At 43.5% G+C, this 16,752-nt stretch carries 17 protein-coding genes and 1 pseudogene; 11 read left to right on the top strand and 7 right to left on the bottom strand.

Annotated features, from left to right (window positions below; all coding sequences use genetic code 11):
* Positions 1-4: 4 nt before the first annotated feature.
* The 7 genes from AAHK14_RS10430 (at position 5) to AAHK14_RS10460 (ending at position 5,281) form a co-directional block, all read left to right on the top strand.
* Positions 5-481: a hypothetical protein gene (locus AAHK14_RS10430; RefSeq protein ID WP_065256334.1), complete on the top strand. Its 477-nt coding sequence runs from the start codon at positions 5-7 to the stop codon at positions 479-481.
* Positions 482-523: 42 nt separating this feature from the next.
* Complete coding sequence (locus tag AAHK14_RS10435; protein WP_065256333.1) at positions 524-1,042, top strand: hypothetical protein; 519 nt, start codon at positions 524-526, stop codon at positions 1,040-1,042.
* A gap of 14 nt (positions 1,043-1,056) precedes the next feature.
* Positions 1,057-1,857 (top strand): glutathione-dependent disulfide-bond oxidoreductase, encoded by an 801-nt coding sequence (gene yghU, locus AAHK14_RS10440; RefSeq protein ID WP_065256332.1) that lies wholly within the window; start codon positions 1,057-1,059, stop codon positions 1,855-1,857.
* A gap of 150 nt (positions 1,858-2,007) precedes the next feature.
* Positions 2,008-2,523 (top strand): hypothetical protein, encoded by a 516-nt coding sequence (locus AAHK14_RS10445; protein ID WP_065256331.1) that lies wholly within the window; start codon positions 2,008-2,010, stop codon positions 2,521-2,523.
* A gap of 21 nt (positions 2,524-2,544) precedes the next feature.
* Complete coding sequence (locus AAHK14_RS10450) at positions 2,545-2,850, top strand: hypothetical protein (RefSeq protein ID WP_062498046.1); 306 nt, start codon at positions 2,545-2,547, stop codon at positions 2,848-2,850.
* A gap of 374 nt (positions 2,851-3,224) precedes the next feature.
* Positions 3,225-4,634 (top strand): type I glutamate--ammonia ligase, encoded by a 1,410-nt coding sequence (gene glnA, locus AAHK14_RS10455; RefSeq protein WP_065256330.1) that lies wholly within the window; start codon positions 3,225-3,227, stop codon positions 4,632-4,634.
* A gap of 119 nt (positions 4,635-4,753) precedes the next feature.
* Positions 4,754-5,281, top strand: a complete 528-nt coding sequence (locus AAHK14_RS10460; protein ID WP_062498036.1) for a hypothetical protein — start codon at positions 4,754-4,756, stop codon at positions 5,279-5,281.
* Positions 5,282-5,467: 186 nt separating this feature from the next.
* Here the strand turns inward: AAHK14_RS10460 and AAHK14_RS10465 are convergent, their stop codons facing one another.
* Positions 5,468-6,151 carry a carboxylesterase gene (locus AAHK14_RS10465; protein WP_062498034.1) on the bottom strand — a complete coding sequence of 228 codons (684 nt, stop codon included), beginning with the start codon at positions 6,149-6,151 and terminating at the stop codon, positions 5,468-5,470.
* A 156-nt stretch (positions 6,152-6,307) separates the two neighbouring features.
* Here AAHK14_RS10465 and AAHK14_RS10470 point away from each other — a divergent pair.
* The 3 genes and pseudogenes from AAHK14_RS10470 to AAHK14_RS10480 all read left to right on the top strand — a co-directional run bounded on the left by AAHK14_RS10470 (position 6,308) and on the right by AAHK14_RS10480 (position 9,716).
* Positions 6,308-7,178: pseudogene (locus AAHK14_RS10470) on the top strand (neutral zinc metallopeptidase).
* A 191-nt stretch (positions 7,179-7,369) separates the two neighbouring features.
* The gene (locus tag AAHK14_RS10475) at positions 7,370-8,281 is read left to right on the top strand and encodes a lysine exporter LysO family protein (protein ID WP_065256329.1); all 912 of its coding nucleotides are present in this window, start codon (positions 7,370-7,372) and stop codon (positions 8,279-8,281) included.
* A gap of 547 nt (positions 8,282-8,828) precedes the next feature.
* Positions 8,829-9,716, top strand: coding sequence for a LysR family transcriptional regulator (locus AAHK14_RS10480; RefSeq protein WP_083108390.1), 888 nt, complete (start codon positions 8,829-8,831; stop codon positions 9,714-9,716).
* Positions 9,717-9,730: 14 nt separating this feature from the next.
* On the opposite strand, the gene AAHK14_RS10485 is transcribed toward AAHK14_RS10480, so the two are convergent.
* The 3 genes from AAHK14_RS10485 to AAHK14_RS10495 all read right to left on the bottom strand — a co-directional run bounded on the left by AAHK14_RS10485 (position 9,731) and on the right by AAHK14_RS10495 (position 13,761).
* A complete protein-coding gene (locus AAHK14_RS10485; protein WP_065254928.1) occupies positions 9,731-11,101 on the bottom strand; it encodes an AarF/ABC1/UbiB kinase family protein in 1,371 nt (456 codons plus the stop codon).
* 285 nt (positions 11,102-11,386) lie between these two features.
* The gene (locus AAHK14_RS10490; RefSeq protein WP_065254929.1) at positions 11,387-12,544 is read right to left on the bottom strand and encodes a cupin domain-containing protein; all 1,158 of its coding nucleotides are present in this window, start codon (positions 12,542-12,544) and stop codon (positions 11,387-11,389) included.
* A gap of 188 nt (positions 12,545-12,732) precedes the next feature.
* Positions 12,733-13,761, bottom strand: a complete 1,029-nt coding sequence (locus AAHK14_RS10495) for an IS110 family transposase (RefSeq protein ID WP_083108321.1) — start codon at positions 13,759-13,761, stop codon at positions 12,733-12,735.
* 331 nt (positions 13,762-14,092) lie between these two features.
* Here AAHK14_RS10495 and prmB point away from each other — a divergent pair, with 331 nt between their 5' ends.
* The gene (prmB, locus tag AAHK14_RS10500; RefSeq protein ID WP_065256663.1) at positions 14,093-15,214 is read left to right on the top strand and encodes a 50S ribosomal protein L3 N(5)-glutamine methyltransferase; all 1,122 of its coding nucleotides are present in this window, start codon (positions 14,093-14,095) and stop codon (positions 15,212-15,214) included.
* A 114-nt stretch (positions 15,215-15,328) separates the two neighbouring features.
* Here the strand turns inward: prmB and AAHK14_RS10505 are convergent, their stop codons facing one another.
* From AAHK14_RS10505 to AAHK14_RS10515, 3 genes are read right to left on the bottom strand one after another with little or no spacing between them, the layout of a single operon-like run.
* Positions 15,329-15,715 carry a hypothetical protein gene (locus AAHK14_RS10505; protein ID WP_065256662.1) on the bottom strand — a complete coding sequence of 129 codons (387 nt, stop codon included), beginning with the start codon at positions 15,713-15,715 and terminating at the stop codon, positions 15,329-15,331.
* 20 nt (positions 15,716-15,735) lie between these two features.
* On the bottom strand, positions 15,736-16,203 hold the full coding sequence (gene ybaK / locus AAHK14_RS10510; protein WP_065256661.1) for a Cys-tRNA(Pro) deacylase: 468 nt from the start codon (positions 16,201-16,203) through the stop codon (positions 15,736-15,738).
* Positions 16,200-16,739, bottom strand: a complete 540-nt coding sequence (locus tag AAHK14_RS10515; protein ID WP_065256660.1) for a hypothetical protein — start codon at positions 16,737-16,739, stop codon at positions 16,200-16,202. The genes ybaK and AAHK14_RS10515 overlap by 4 nt, the downstream gene beginning before the upstream one ends.
* Between the last annotated feature and the right edge of the window lie 13 nt (positions 16,740-16,752).

The raw sequence follows: 16,752 nt of genomic DNA on the forward strand, positions 1-16,752 counted from the left end.
AATTATGCAAAAATTTCTTTTGGTATGGGCGATGATATTACCCATGACAGCCTTAGCAAATAGTGGTATATCTGCCCCCGATGTGGTGGGTGATTGGCATTGCGTGGCAGATAGTGAATATCATTCGGTAAAAGCACTCATGCGTTATCATGCCGATGGCACGGCAACGGAGTTTATGGAAATCAAAGAAAAAGTAAATCATTTGCCTGAATTAGAATTTAGTATCATGAATTATCAATGGCAACTCAAAGATAATAAGCTATTGATGAGAAATCCAGACATCACTTATTATCAATATTATTTTATTTTACCTGATGGTGGTTTTTATAAATTTGACGATGAAGTAAATGCAGAAGGTAGGGCATTGATGATTGAGAGTTTTGAAGAAAATAATTGGCATTATATTGAATTTGATGGCAAAGATAAGCACCGTTATTATTTTGAAGATGGTTATGAAGGGCATTGCCAACGCTTAAAATAAGTTTGGTTTTAATGATTGATTGTATATTAATTGGAGATAATAATGCTTAAAAATTTTCTTGCATGTATTTTGTTTTCACCAACATTAGCAATGGCAAATCTTGAGCAGAGTTTGGTGGGCAAATGGGAATGTAAGGGCTTGGAAAATGAGTATCTTCGCCATACTAGTGATATTGAATATCGTGATGACGGTATATTCACTGAACACTCGGTTATGCACAACTGGGCGGTTGATGATGATTTTTATCAAATTGATAGTTTCAGCACATCTTACAAATATCGTGTGATGGGAGATAAGGTTGTTTATTATGACGGTGTCGTTCAGTCTTATACGGTAGATATGCCCAATCTTGATGAGAGTGTTTATTATTTGGGTGAAAGAGATGAATTGATAAATTCCATAGTTGTGATGAAACGGTCTGAAGTCGAGCAGATGATATCAGAAGATATGATAAGTCGCATTCGTTTTCTTGATAAAGATACATATATTACCGCCTTTGAAAGCATTGATGAAGATTTTCCAACCGATATTGAAAATAATCATTGTAAACGTAAAATTTAATTTGGAGTAAAGTTATGAGCTACACACCCCCAAAAGTTTGGGCACCCAATGACATGGGTGGAAAATTTGGCGGTATCAACCGACCGACCGCAGGAGCAAGACACGAACAAACCTTGCTAAAAGGCGATAAGCCTTATCAGTTATACAGCCTAAACACGCCCAACGGCATTAAGGTCAATATCATCTTAGAAGAGTTAAAGGCGTTGGGGCTACTTGACTATGACGCCTTTAAAATCAATATCATGAATGGCGAGCAGTTTGGCACAGGCTTCGTGGAAATCAACCCCAATTCAAAAATTCCTGCACTCGTGGATTATAGTGCCGACACGCCCATATCGGTGTTTGAAAGTGGGGCGATACTGCTTTATCTTGCTCAAAAGTTTGACAAATTTTTACCAAAAAATCCCACCGACTACGCCCAAATGCTGTCGTGGCTCATGTGGCAAATGGGGTCAGCTCCCTTTGTTGGCGGTGGTTTTGGGCATTTTTATGCGTACGCTCCCGAGCCGATTGAGTACGCCATTAACCGCTATGCCATGGAAACCAAACGCCAGCTTGATGTGCTAGACAAGCATTTGGCGGATCATGACTATATGGCGGGCGAGTACAGCATTGCTGACATGGCGATTTATCCGTGGTATGGGGCGTTGGTGCTAGGCAATTTGTACATTGGCGAGAATGACTATGCCAAGTACGATGCGTCTGAGTTTTTGAGTGTACATGAATACCAAAACGTCATACGCTGGGCAACGACCATAAAAAATCGCAAGGCGGTAGAGCAGGGCGAGAAGTTGGAATTATTGCCGTTGGCATAATAAAGCCAATGTCAATTTAAAAGATTGATTGATGATTGGTTAATTGTTTTTGATATGGGGTGAATTAATTTGCCCTATATCAAATTAAAAATTATCGCTTAATTTATATTAGTCATTTTAATATTAAAAACATAGGAATAAATATTAACCATGCAAAAATTATTTATCACCAGTATCATAAGTCTCATGGCAACCATGACTTATGCCAATACGACTTTTCATAAAGATGATTTGGTGGGAACATGGCAATGCGATTTATTGATAGAGCAAGTGGACGGCAATGTTACCAAAAGTCAAAATATGACACATTTCTTTGCCGATGGGCGTTCGGTGGGTTATGGCGAAACTCGGCAGATTTATCAAGGGGTAGATATTCAATCCGTCTTTATGAGTACGCAAGATAATTGGGATTTTGATGGTAAGAATTTGACAGTAAATGTGGGGAATATTAATCATGTGATGATTTATAATGCCATATCAAAACAGCGAGAATATGAGAAAGAACCAGAAATGCAGGCTTTATTTACAGAGATGTTTAGAGAAAATAGCCCAATCATACAAGCGGTAACGATGATTGATAAAGATAATTTTAGTTATGAGCTGGGGGCGATTAATTATGGCGAGATAAAACAAAAAACGGCTCATTGCAAACGGTTGGGCGGATAAGGTGAATTAAGGTAAATAGAGATGGGTTTTCTTGGTTATTTGATATTAGGTAGTGCGGTATACGTCATCGGATTTATGATAAATTTAAAAATCCTAAATCCCAAACGCAAAGCGGGCACAAATTACACACTCACGCACCCGACCATGATACAGCTATTATTGGCGTGTTTTGTGGTGATGCTTGCGGTATCGGCACTGCTTGGGCGGTTTGTGATGGGGCATGAGAGCTTGGATTTGGCATTTATTTTGGCAAATAGTGTGGTGGCGACTTTTGTGTTTTATTTTGGGCTAAATCCTGACCAGTCGCAGATGAATTTACCAGATTAATTTTGTGAATTAATCTAGGGCGTGCCTGCCTTTTGTATTTGCAATGAAAAATAGGGGAAATCGCCCGTTTTTCAAGGAAAAACGTAGGCTGATTATCATTTTATCCAAGCAAGTTTTTTATTATGAAAAACAATCCGACCACTTAATTTTAAAAATTAAGTAAAAAATCTTAAAATCACACAGTTAAGTGGTCGGATAGCCATTTTTCATGCAAAAACGGTTGATTTATTTCTAAATTATGTCTAAATTGTAAATAGTGTTATAAAGGGCAGGCACGCCCTAATTTATCATAAAATACCATTTGCATAAACCGCCTAACGGTGGTAAATTATGACAGTTTAACCGATTAACTAAGTTACAAATTTGGAGCGAGCATGGCGAATAAGTTACTTGACTTGATTGAATCATCAGGGGCGAAATGGGTGGATTTTCGCTTTACCGACACGCACGGCAAAGAAATGCACCTAACCTTTCCTGCATACAGCGTGGACGAAGACACCCTAGAAGACGGTAAGATGTTTGACGCATCAAGCGTGGCAGGGTGGAAAGGTGTGGAAAGCTCGGACATGATATTATTGCCGGACGCTGATACCGCCTATCTTGACCCATTTTTTGAAGTGCCAACGGTGGTGGTGGCGTGCGACATCATCGAGCCTGACACCATGCAAGGCTATGCCAAAGACCCACGCTCTATCGCTCGCCGTGCCGAAGTGTACCTAAAATCAACAGGTCTAGGCGATAAAGCCTTGATAGGGCCAGAGCCTGAATTTTTTGTCTTTGATGAAGTCAAATGGGACATTGATATGTCAGGGGCTAGACACACCGTCATCAGTGAAGCGGCGGCGTGGAGTACCAACAAAGACTATGCATGGGGCAACAGCGGTCAGCGTCCTGCCGTCAAAGGGGCGTATGCGGTCGTACCGCCCATTGACCATTATCATGACATGCGTGCGGTGATGTGCGACCGCATTGATGAAGTCATGGGCGAAGGTCGCATTGAAGTACATCATCATGAAGTGGCGAGCAGTCAGCTAGAAATCGGTATCTCGTTTAATACGCTGGTCAAAAAAGCGGACGAAGTACAGCAGTTTAAATACATCGTGCAAAATGTCGCCAACCAATTTGGTAAAACCGCCACCTTTATGCCGAAGCCCTTGGTTGGCGACAACGGGTCGGGTATGCATGTGAATATGTCTATCTCAAAAGACGGTGTAAATACGTTCTCTGGCGATGAATATGCAGGACTATCCAAGACCGCTTTGTACTTTATCGGTGGGGTCATCAAGCACGCCCGTGCCTTAAATGCCATTACCAACCCTAGCACCAACAGCTATAAACGCTTAGTGCCACATTATGAAGCCCCGATTAAACTGGCGTATTCAGCGTCCAACCGCTCGGCGTCCATTCGTATCCCCCACGTCAATAGCCCCAAAGCGGTGCGTGTGGAAGTACGTTTCCCCGACCCGTCTGCTAACCCTTATTTGGCGTTTTCGGCACTGCTCATGGCAGGGCTTGACGGCATTGAAAATAAAATCGACCCTGGTGAAGCATCTGATAAGAACTTATATGACCTACCCCCCGAAGAAGAAATGCTTATCCCAACCGTTGCCGAAAACCTAGAAGTGGCACTAAATGCCCTGCGTGATGACCATGACTTTTTGTTAAAAGGTGGAGTCTTTACTAAAGAGATGATTAACGACTATATCGCTCTAAAAATGAAAGAAGTACAGCGTATCAATGAAGCGGTACACCCCTTAGAATTTGATATGTATTATCGTTGCTAATCGCTGGGGTACGCCCTAAAAAGACAGACGGCATGAATTTGGGTTCATGCCGTTTTGTTTTGCGTGCATTTTCGGTGATTTTTGGGTAAAATAAGATTATTTGTAACATTGGAATTCAGATGACTCATTTTTCAAAATCAGCCTTTTTCAAATCAGCAATGTGCATGGCACTCTCTGCCCTGCCGACATTGAGTTTTGCTTATCACATCCAAATCACCGAGCCTGCCGAAGACCGTGCCTATCATCGCCCTGCCCAGAGCATTGATGTGCAGGCAACTGTGTCGCCAACATTGGAGATGGGCTATACCACAGCTGTGCTATTAAATGGCAAAGTGGTGGGTGATGGGCTAACCGCCAGTGTGCCAACCCTTGATTTGGTGGCAGGCGAGTACACGCTAGAAGCCATCGTGATGGATAAAAATGCCCAAACGGTGGCGAGCGATACTCGCACAGTCTATGTCATTCAAAACAACCAAATCCAACGCAAAAAGAAAGCCGCCATTGCTGAGCGGGAAGCATATGATAATTCGTCAATTTGGCATAAGATTGCGGTGGGTCTAAACCCCAAAGTCCAAGCCCCGCCAAAGGTCTATGAATCCACACCAACATGGGAGCTTAGGGATTTGCCAAACAAACCAAATAAATAAGTCTTACTCATAAATAAAAGCCCTGTATGAACAGGGCTTTGTTAGAGTGTGTCTATCATTGATAACATTTTTGTAAAATAAGACCCCATTCTCAACTTTATATTAAGTGGTTGATTTATCAAGGGCGAATATGATTCGCCCCCACAACCCGAAAAATAGCTATCAGATAATCAATAAGTTGCCATTTTAAGTTGAAAGTGAAGTAAGTACTTTATTCATCCATTTGCCAATGTCTTTAATCTGCTCCATGCATACTTGATGAGCCATGCCGTAGCGTTTAAATTCAGGCGACAGACCCAAAGCGGTGAGTTTTTCGCTTGCCTTGACCCCAAGCACTGATGGCACGACGTCATCATAGTCGCCATGGTCGATTTTAACAGGCAGGGACGCATTAATATCAAGCTCGCCAATCTCCTGCTCGGTGGCAAGATAAGTGGATAAGGCAAGCAGTCCTGCCAATGGTCGGCTGTTGGTCAGGGCGTTGTGATAAGCAACAGCACCGCCTTGGGAAAACCCTGCGATGATGATGTTCTGACTGGGTATGCCGAGACGCACCTGCTCATCAATCAAGTCATTGATACGTTCGCTGGATGCCTTGATTTGGGCGGTATCCACCTTTCTGTCTAGGCTCATCTCCAAGATGTCATACCATGCAGGCATGACATAACCGCCATTGACGGTCACAGGAATGGATGGGGCGTGCGGAAAAATGAATCGCACGCCAAGCTCATCAGACAGCCCAAGCTCAGGCACGACAGGCACGAAATCATGACCGTTCGCCCCTAAGCCATGAAGCCATATCACGGCGTGTTCGATGGGTTTGTCTTTGGGGTTGTGAATGACTGTTTCAAAAGGAAGTAGCGAAACCATGTCAGCTCCTAACAATGCTCAATGTTTGACATACCCTAATTATACATAATTTTTAAAAATTCTTACAGATTTTTTGCAATTTTGCCTTATAATAGGCTAATTTTTTATGATAATAGGTGAGCTATGCAGTGGCGTGGTCGCAGATAGAGTAATAACATCGAAGACCGTCGTGGCGGTGGTGGCATGTAAGGCAGGCGGGCTAAGTATCGGCAGTATCATTCTTGCCCTTGTCCCATGGAAAGTGTTTGGGGTTAGCCCTGAGACCACGCTGGGGGTCACTCAGCAGATAGGGCAGGCGACTCAACAGCAATCCGCCCCTGCTAATGAGACTGCCGACCAAGCCGAGAGCCGTGAGTTCGTGGCGACTGTGCTTGCCGATACCGAAGACGTATGGACGCCCATTTTTACAAAACTCGGTGGTACTTATCAGCCACCAAAACTGGTGATGTTCACAGGTTCGGTCAAGTCAGCGTGTGGGGCGGCGACATCTGCCAGCGGTCCTTTTTATTGCCCTGCCGACCAAAAAGTGTATCTGGACACGCAGTTTTTTGTGGACATGAGACGGCACATGGGTATCGGCAGTGAGCGTCATGGCAGTACCGAGCTGTCTCGCCAAGACCAAGTGGGCGACTTTGCCCAAGCCTATGTCATCGCTCATGAAGTGGGACATCACGTTCAGACACTGCTTGGAATATCTCAAGAAGTGCGAAAAGCCCAAATGCAAGGCAATGAGCGACAGGCAAATGAGCTGTCCGTCCGCCAAGAGTTGCAAGCCGACTGCTTTGCAGGCATGTGGGCAAAGAAAAACCATGAACGCACCGGCTTTTTACAACAGGGCGACATCGAAGAAGCCCTAGACGCTGCCGAGAAGATTGGCGATGATTATCTGCAACACAAATCGCACGGACACGTCGTGCCTGACAGTTTTACTCATGGCACGAGTGCCCAGCGTCAGCGTTGGTTCTATCGAGGGTTTGAGACGGGCGATATCCAAGCCTGCGACACCTTTGGCACCAATCAACTCTAAGTGCTTGATTTGCAAAATACACAAGGACGGTTTTTGCCGTCCTTTTTATTGCATGGTCTGGACTTGTATTGAACGCCAATCATTCATTTTGAATAAATTTTAATCAAAATCTTGTCTATTTATCAAAAAATGTTATAATCTTACGCTCATATTCTTTAATATTTCAAAAATCATTCACCAACCGTCACGCCATGCAAGGTATCATCACACTCCTGCTTATCTTAACCCCGATGTTTGTTGGTTTTGCCCTGCCAAACAGCAAAAAAAGCACGCATTTGGCGGAGCGTGGGCTTAACTATCTGGTGTTCATCATCTTGGTGGTGATTGGCATGGAGTTGGGATTGGTTGATGATTTACAGCATAAACTTGCCAATATCGCCCTGTATCTGTCGGTGCTCATGGCGTTGACCATCGGCTCAGGATTGATGGCTTTGGTGGTTTTTGACCGCTTATCGCCTTGCCAGTATCGCTCACAGCCAAGCCCGACCGCCAAGCCTAATGTCAGCATTCATGGCAGTCTGACCCAAATCCTGTGTTTGGCGATGGGCTTTATTATTGCTAAGTTTTTACCTACCACGTGGCACCCACCAGAGAAGACCACGACGGTGCTACTCATGCTACTGTTGTTTTTGGTGGGTGTTTCACTCAAAGGCTCAGGCGTCAGTCTCAAACAAGCACTGCTAAATAAGCGGGGCTTGCAAATCAGCTTGATTTTTATGGGGGTGACACTGCTCTCGGGCGTTCTTTTTGCCCTGCTTTTTGATGATGTATCAGTGGCTCAGGGCTTGGCGTTGTCATCGGGTTTTGGTTGGTATTCGCTCTCAGGCACGATCATGACGGACGCTTATGGGGCGGTATGGGGGAGTGTGGCACTGCTAAATGACTTGGGGCGAGAAGTGCTGGCACTCATCTTTATCCCATGGGTCATGCGACATTCATCATCGGCAGCGATAGGGCTTGGGGGTGTGACCAGCCTTGACTTTACTCTGCCAACACTCACGCAGGCAGGTGGGGCTTCTATCATTCCGCTAGTCATCAGCTTTGGCTTTATTACCAATCTTCTCTCTCCCATTTTGATGGTGTTTTTTGCCAGTTTGTCTTAGGTATTTTTATTAAGATTTTATTAAAAAACTATTAATATAAATTTAATAAACAATCATCTTATCATAATATAAAATCAAAGAAAGTTTATTAAAGAAATCAATGATTATTTTTACAATTTTTAATAAATTATCACTTGATTTTTATGATGGTTTTTTATAAAAAATATTGAAAATTAATTTTGCTATTATATGCTATTTTTAGGTATTAATCCAGCAATATTTTTTATAAGATAAATGATAAAATTTTTTATAAAAAATAACAATATTTAAATGTTAGATATTTGATTTATAAAAAAATTCTTGTTATAATGATTGCCAGCTTGCCAGCTTGCCAGCTTGCCAGCTTGCCAGCTTGCCAGCTAATAATTATTTTCTCATGAAAAAGTTAAAGCGTGATAAAAAGTTAAAGCGTGATCAAATATTAAAAGGTGCTTGCAAAGGTTGCTAACGGGTCTGATTAAACATTTGGTTTGTCCTTGTTTTACAAGTTTGTCAGATAAATGATGATAGGTGGTTAATTGCAGTAGGGGTAAATAAGGGGCTAGGTATGATGTTAGATAATTTGCGAGCGATGGCGGTTTTTGTGGCGGTGGCAAAGCATGGTTCATTTAGTGGTGCCGCCAGAGAGCTTGATATTACCACGAGTGCGGTCAGTCAGCAGATTCGTTCATTAGAAAATGAGCTTGGGGCGGTGTTACTGCAACGCTCGACACGCAGAGTTAGTCTCACCGAAGTGGGCGAGTTATTTTACCAGTCAGCCTTAAAAATGGTAACGGCAGCCGAGATGGGTTGGCATCAAGCAAGTCGTTTGCGTGATGAAGTCATGGGCAACCTAACCATTGCGACCACGCCACAGGTGGCTTGCCAGTATCTCATGCCTGCTTTGGCAGATTGGTTGGCACAAAATGAATCGTTGTCGCTCAACTTCATGGTGCGTGGCGAAGAGCTTGACATGACTCACGACCGTGTGGATATCTGTGTGGGCTTTGTGGACATCAAAGACGTGGGCGAGCACGGCAAAAATGACGTACTACTTGCCCATGTGCCACAATTGCTATTGGCATCAGGCGACTACCTAGATAGGCATACACCCATCCACAGCATTGATGATTTGGCTGAGCAGGATTTTATTTTGTTAGACGGCAATCGCACGATAGCTTTTGCCACAGGCGAGACAGTCGCCATAAAAAGTCGTCTTAGCACCAACAGCTCCAAAATCGCCCTAAACCTTGCCATGTCGCACCAAGGCATCATCAAGGTCAATGCCTTGGACGCTAAGCCATTTGTCCAAAGTGGCGAGCTTAAAAACGTATTGGCAGGGCATGAACTACCGCCCTTGGCATTGGTGGCAAGACTACCCGATAAAGAATTTCAACCCATCAAAGTGCAACGCTGTTTGGATATTTTGGTAAAGCATTTTGCTAATCTTGAATAAAAACAAAACGCTCATCATTGAGCGTTTTTTGCAACATGGCGTTTGACCAATCCATCAGCGTCCGTACGGCTGTCTAATGCCGAGAGTAGGGCGTATGCCCCGATAAATTTGCGACTGATAAACATCAGCTCTTTGGGCGGTAGGCTAAATTCTAGCGACTGCATGCCTGATTTGGCGGTGGTCATGACACGCTGATACAGGTCGCTCTTTGCCCAGATATATTTGTCATCATCGAGATATTCGCTGTCCACGGTGTCACTGTTGGCAAATGGCTCACACGCCATGAGTAGCACGTCCGCCACGTCATCTTGGGGTTTGCCCGTTAATTTGTCAAAAAAATCATAGCCGGTCATGGCGTTTTTCATCATCGTTTTGTCTTGATGATGACCTGCGATGAGTAGGTTTTTGGCAATGGTTAATAGTTTGTCATCAAATTGTTTAATCGCCCCAAAGTCTAAGAGCACCAATTTGTCTTGTTGGGTGGTATCATCAAGCCTGACCAAATAATTACCAAAATTGGGGTCGGTTTGCATCTCGCCCCACTCAAAAATCTCTCGTATGACAATGTCAATGGCGGATTGCCCTAAGTGATTACGGCGTGTTTGATTTAATGATTGTAGGGTAGGGTCATTTAAATGAATGCCTGCTTCATAACTCATACAAATCAGGCGGGGCGTGGAATAATTGTCATAAATGGTCGGTACGATATACCGCTCGTCGTCTTTGAGATAATCGGCAAATCGCTTGGTGGTGCTTGCTTCCATGACATAATCCACTTCCCGATGTAATAACTGCCTAATCTCGCCAAACCAGTCATCTAGGGCTTTGGTTTGGGGGACGGCATTGGTTACTTTTAATAAATGCTTAAATAACGACAAATCCGAATCAATGGCTTGGGCGACATTGGGGTATTGGACTTTTAGGACGACTTCTCGCCCTGAATATTTGTGCGTGGCTTTGTGGACTTGGGCGAGGCTTGCCGTGCCGATGGGTGTCCGCTCAATCTCAAAATCGTCAATCCGCTCGCCCAGCTCCGCCCGTATCGTCTGATACATGATGTGCCACGCCAGTGGGGCGGTCTGAGCGTCTAGGGTGTGCAAGGCATTGACGACTTCACGGGGGAGCATATGCTCGCCATATAACGCCAGCATTTGCCCAACCTTGACAACTGATCCCTTTAATTTACCAAGCTCTGCCACCAAATAATCCGCCTGCTCTTGCATGAGCGTGTGCTTTTGGAGTTCTCGCTGTTCTTTGGATAAAAAAAGCCCTGTAACACCACTTTTCGCCCAGTTTTTGCCGATGTTTAGGGAAGTTTTGGCAATGCTTAACTGGCGAGAAAAGGTGGACGTTTTGACGGTATCTAGGGGCTTTTTGTCGGTCATTGGGGTGCTAAATCATTTAAAATTGGGCAGGATTATAGCAGAAAATGGGGGTTTTGGCTATGCTCTTTTGGGGGTAGGGCGTGATTGGGGTGGGTGTTGGTGGTATAAAAATGCCAAGTTTGTTGCTTGGTATTTAAATGGGCTAAGTTAAATGAATTGGCATTGTTGCTTAATTATACTTTTTGGATATTTTGTAGGGGTAAATTGCAATTTGCCCTGTATAAAGTATTGAATTTTGGGCGAATGTGATTCGCCCAATATATTTAATGAGATAATACCAATGAATCAAATCAAAATCAGCCACTTATCATTTAACCAATCTGCACAATTTGCCAATAATTCATCGTCCAAATCACAAGATAAGTCATCAAATGTAATCACGTCATTATCGGTAAAGCGGTCAATCAGTGCCAATTCATTGTCATTAAAACACACGCATTCGCCATTGATGTACCAATCGTCATTTTGTCGGACAAATCGGCAGGCAGGATTTATCATCAGGCATTCGCCATTTTGTAAGCGTTCGGCTAGCTCATCGGGGGCAAGCTCATCATCAAAGGCGACTAAATCATACTGGCGTTTGCTAACCAACTCACTCAATGCTTGGGTTAAAATGGCGTTGCCTTTATCAGAATTTAGCAAATTGATAAGCTCATTTTTTATGGCAGAAATGCTCTCGTTCGTGAGTTCATAAGCATTGTCTTGCAAGGTTTGGGGCAGGATAAGCGGAGAGAATAGGGCATGTTCGCCTGTGGCAACGTCTGCCACTTCGTCTAGGATTTGCACCATGTTGGGACGGCGAAACCCAAAGCTAAACGTCAAGCAGTCGTCTTGGGCAACCCCATAATGGCTAAGGCGTGGCGGTACATACAAAACATCCCCTGCTTCTAGGATTTCATCAAAAATAATCTGCCCCATGTCGTCAAGCAGGCGAATGGGCTGACCTTCGATAAATGGCGTGTCGCTATCGCATATTTTGCCAAGCGTCCAACGGCGAGAGCCATAGCCTTGTGCCAAAAATACGTCATATTCGTCATAATGCTCACCCACCGAACCACCCGCCCCAGCGACCGACACCATGATGTCGTCTTGTTGCCATTTTGGAATAAAATCAAAGGCTTGCCACAGCTCGCCAAGCTCGGGCGACCATTGTTCTAGGTTTTGCACCAATACCGTCCACAGGCGTGGCGTGTCTTGCAAGTCTTGCTCGGTCAAAGGCGAATTTTTAAGCGTCCATTGGTTTGGATTGTCGTCTTTTTGGGCGATAAGCCGTGCTGACACGCCGTCTTCTATCGCCAAATCCAGCACGTCTGTCGGCTCAAACATACCCACAAGGGCAGGTAAGCCGTTTTTGATAAGTAGGGGCTTTTTTTGCCAATATTCTTTTAAGAAAATCTCGGGCGTGATGTCGGCAGGTAAGCAAAAGGGCAGTTTGTCGGTCATGGGTGTCTCTTTTTGATAAAAATAAATTTAGTTGTGGTTTAAAAAGTACGTTATTAAGAAAACCGTTCGTGGTGAGCTAAGTCGAACCATGAAAAGGTTTTCTTTCACCCTTCGACTTAGCTCAGATACCATGATACCCCACCTAAGTCAATGGTTTTTTAAGTATCTGGTATCTAGTATCTTACAAACTAACTTAAAGATACTTGTTGCTCAAAGGATGTTTGGGTTTTGATAACACCAAAACAGATATGTACCAATTTACGCATACAAGCACATAAGGCTTGCATTTTGGTTTTACCGTTTTGTTGTAATCGTTCATAAAATGCCTTAATGGTGCTATTATAACGAATGGCACTCATTGCAGACATATACAGCTTAGCACGCAAAGAGACTTGCCCTTGTTTGGACAGTTTGGTTGCTCCCTTAAAGACACCTGACTGTCTTTGTTTGGGTATTAAGCCTAAAAACGAAGCCATCTGTGAGGCTTTTTTAAATTGTTTGGTATGTATTAAGCATACCACTTCTTTGGCAATAACAGAACCAATACCGTCAATGGTTTCAAGTAAGGTTTTGTCTTGCTTTAAACTTGGTTGTTTGTCAACAAAGTCATCAATGTCTTTGGTGAGTTTGGCAATTTCCTCTTGAAGGACACTGATGACTGTTTGCATGGATGCTTTAACCAAATCGGGCAGATTGGGTGATAAGAGCAACTCTTGTCGGTTTTGCTCTCGTTGCAAATCTTCTTTGAGTGCTTCTAAGCGAGCCAATAGAGCTTTTAGCTGTTTGGCTTCAATGCTAGGTGCTACCCAAACCTCAGGCTTGTGGCTATAACCATACCTTGATAAAATAATGCTGTCTTTTTTATCAGTTTTATGGATTACCCCCAAACTGTCTGCAAATTTGCGGACATAGTTAGGATTGACAATGCTTTGCTTGATATTATTATCATCAAGAAACTCACTTAGGTGTTCATGATAAACCCCTGTTGCTTCTAGGATGATGTGTAGCTCATCAAGATGATTGCTGACATTGGTTTTTAACCAAGCAAGCAGTAAATCAAAGCCTGCTTTGTTGTTGTTAAAAACCTTGGTTTTTACTTTATTTGTGCTTGGGTTTATAAATGCAACATCAAACTTTGCTTTGCTGATGTCTATGCCAATATAGTGTATCATCTGTCTCTTGCCTTGTTTATGCAGTGTCTGTTTTAATAAACGCACTTAGATACCATTCAGAGTTAAGATGACAAGCAAAGGACACCATCTGAGCACCAGTGTTAAGACACTAAGGGCGAACCCGTGTTCTCTTTGCTTGTATAACCCAACAACATTCTAGCAGATAATCTAGGTTTGGTGTTGGGTTGATACAAGGGCGAACGGAAAACCTAGTTAAATATACTTTTCAGAACATTGCTATAAATCTTATCTATTTTATCAATTTTTCCCCAAAAAAACCATTTTTGCCATAAAATTTAATGGCTGATTTAAAAAGCGGTTTAAAAATGGGCGATTTTTCTTTATAATGGCAATTTTATCCAATTAAGAGAATACCATGCCAGATACCCATTTAGATGACCAGTTTAGCGATGATACTCAGCAAGAATTTGACGGCTCGGACAATTTAGACGAGCTAGAAAATGGCAAATTAAGCCCTGCCCAAATTGATGAGCTACATATTCAGCTTGATGAAGCAGGTCGCAATTTGCGTACCATTCGGGATTTTATTCGTTTTTGTGTGAGCAAACTGCGTGAATATGACGTGGTGGTGGCACAGGGGACGACTGACGAATTTGCCGAAAGCTCGGCTATTGTCCTGCACACGCTAAACCTAGATTGGGGGGCGAATCCTGAGATTTTGGATTGTCGTTTGACCGACAGCGAAAAACAGGCGGTGCTTGACCTACTCGCTGAGCGGATTATTCAGCGTAAGCCGTTGTCGTATCTTATCAACTTGGCGTATTTTTGTAATTTGCCGTTTTATGTGGATGAGCGTGTGCTTATTCCACGCTCGCCCATTGCCGAACTTATCAATCAAAACTTCTACCCGTATTTTGATGTGGATAATGCCAATAAAACCAAGTTTTTTGCCCACGGTTTGCAAGAGTTGCAACTGGCTCCGCCTGAGCGGATTTTGGATTTATGCACGGGGTCGGGTTGTATCGCCATTGCTTTGGCGGTGGCATTCCCTGATGCCAATGTGGACGGGGCGGATATTGATAAAGATGCCTTGGAAGTGGCATGGACGAACGTGGAACACCATGAACTGTCTCATCAAGTCAATCTGATTGAGAGTGATTTGTTTGCCAAAATCCCTGCCGAAAATCAGTATGAGCTGATTGTAACCAATCCGCCTTATGTGGATGCGGCGGTCATGGCGGAGCTACCGCCAGAGTTTTTGCATGAGCCAGAACACGCCTTGGCGGCAGGACAAGACGGTTTGGATTTGGTACATCAGATTTTGTACCACGCCCCCGATTATCTGACAAAAGACGGGCTATTGGTGTGTGAAGTGGGCGATAGCGAATGGGCGTTACGTCAATCCTATCCTGAGATTCAGTTTGACTGGCTTACCTTTGAAAAGGGCGGAAGCGGGATTTTTGCCATTACCTGCGAGGAGCTTTTGGAGTATCGTGATGAGTTCAAAAGACAGGTGGATAGGGTGAAGGGGGAGTAATGGATGAATTGCTTTATTGATGATAAGGTTTTATTTATCGCTTTGACGTTATGACTGCTGAGCGATAAGTGGGTATTTTAAAAACCCAAATCACTAGATTTGGGTTTATGCTTATCAAATACCGCCAGCAAACTCACTCACGCAGGCATTAATCGTCTTGCTTACCGCAGATGTGGCGATTTGCACACGAGCATTTTCATCAATCACAGCTTGACCTAGTTCGGCAAGGGTGACACTTTGCGGGGCTTTTTCGCTGACACAGCCACATACTTTGTTTTCAAGAGCTGTCTTTTGCTCGGCAGGCATCAGCATGGTAATGGTTTTGTAGGCATTATAGCCATTGAGCTGAGTGCGACATTGGATGTCCACAGCATTTTTAAATACTGCCATACCAGCATTGGTTGCGGTATTGATGGCATTGGTTGTGCCATCCGTGCCTGTGGTAGCACAACCTGTTAGCATGGCAACACTCGCCATCATGCTAAGCATTAATTTTTTCATAAAACCTCTCTGATTAAAAATTACTCATCTATGATATCACAAAACTGTGCCGTTAAAACACCTGCTAACTCATCAGGGGCAATGCCAATATCCAGTCCACGCTTGCCACCGCTCACATACATTTTATCAAGGTTTTGGGCGGAAGAATGTATCACGGTTTTTAGGCGTTTTTTCTGTCCAATGGGGCTAATCCCGCCCACGATATAACCTGTTAAACGTTCGGCGTCGCTAGGATTTGCCATAACAAGCTTTTTTACACCCACGGCATTCGCCATTTTCTTCAAATTAAGCAGATGACACACGGGCAATATCGCCACAAAATACGCCTTACCGTCCGTAACGAGTAAGGTTTTAAACACCGTATCAGGCGACAAACCTAACTTTTCGGACGCTTCTAGCCCAAAATTTGTGTTATTTGGGTCGTGGTCGTATTCGTGGACGCTATGGGCGATTTTTTGCTTTTTTAATAGGCGAATGGCAGGGGTCATTGTTGATTATCTTTTAATTGAGAAATTCGCTCTCGCACGACTTTGTGAAAATCGCGATTATCATAGCCATTTGCTCGGTTTTGTTGGATACGTTGCCATGCCTTTTGTTCGGTCATGGGGAAATGATAGCGGTCAGATGCGAGCAAAATATTATAAATGTCATACACATCCTCGTGGCTTTGGTATAATTGCAACAGTTGGTTGGTAATCTCGTCTAAATCATCATCGCCATACATCAAAGTTAGCCGATGATAACCCCACACCATGCAATGATAATAGGCTTCATCGGAGAGTTTCGCCCCAAGCTGTATTTTTTCTGAACTTAACGGCTCATCTGAAAAATATTGCTCATCGCTGGGGCGTAGCATTTGCGAAAATACCGTACCGTCCAAATCTGACCCATAAACCGATTGAAATTGGGCGTAATTTGGGGGCATGACTTTGTACCAATCCATGAGTGTAGGCTCACTGGCAACAGACGACTGCCCAACCAATAATAATGCCAAGCCGATGATTTTAAAAAGTTTATTTTTCATCTTAAACATGATA

Origin of the sequence: Moraxella sp. K1664 (assembly GCF_039693965.1) — a bacterium.
Taxonomy (GTDB): Bacteria; Pseudomonadota; Gammaproteobacteria; order Pseudomonadales; family Moraxellaceae; genus Moraxella.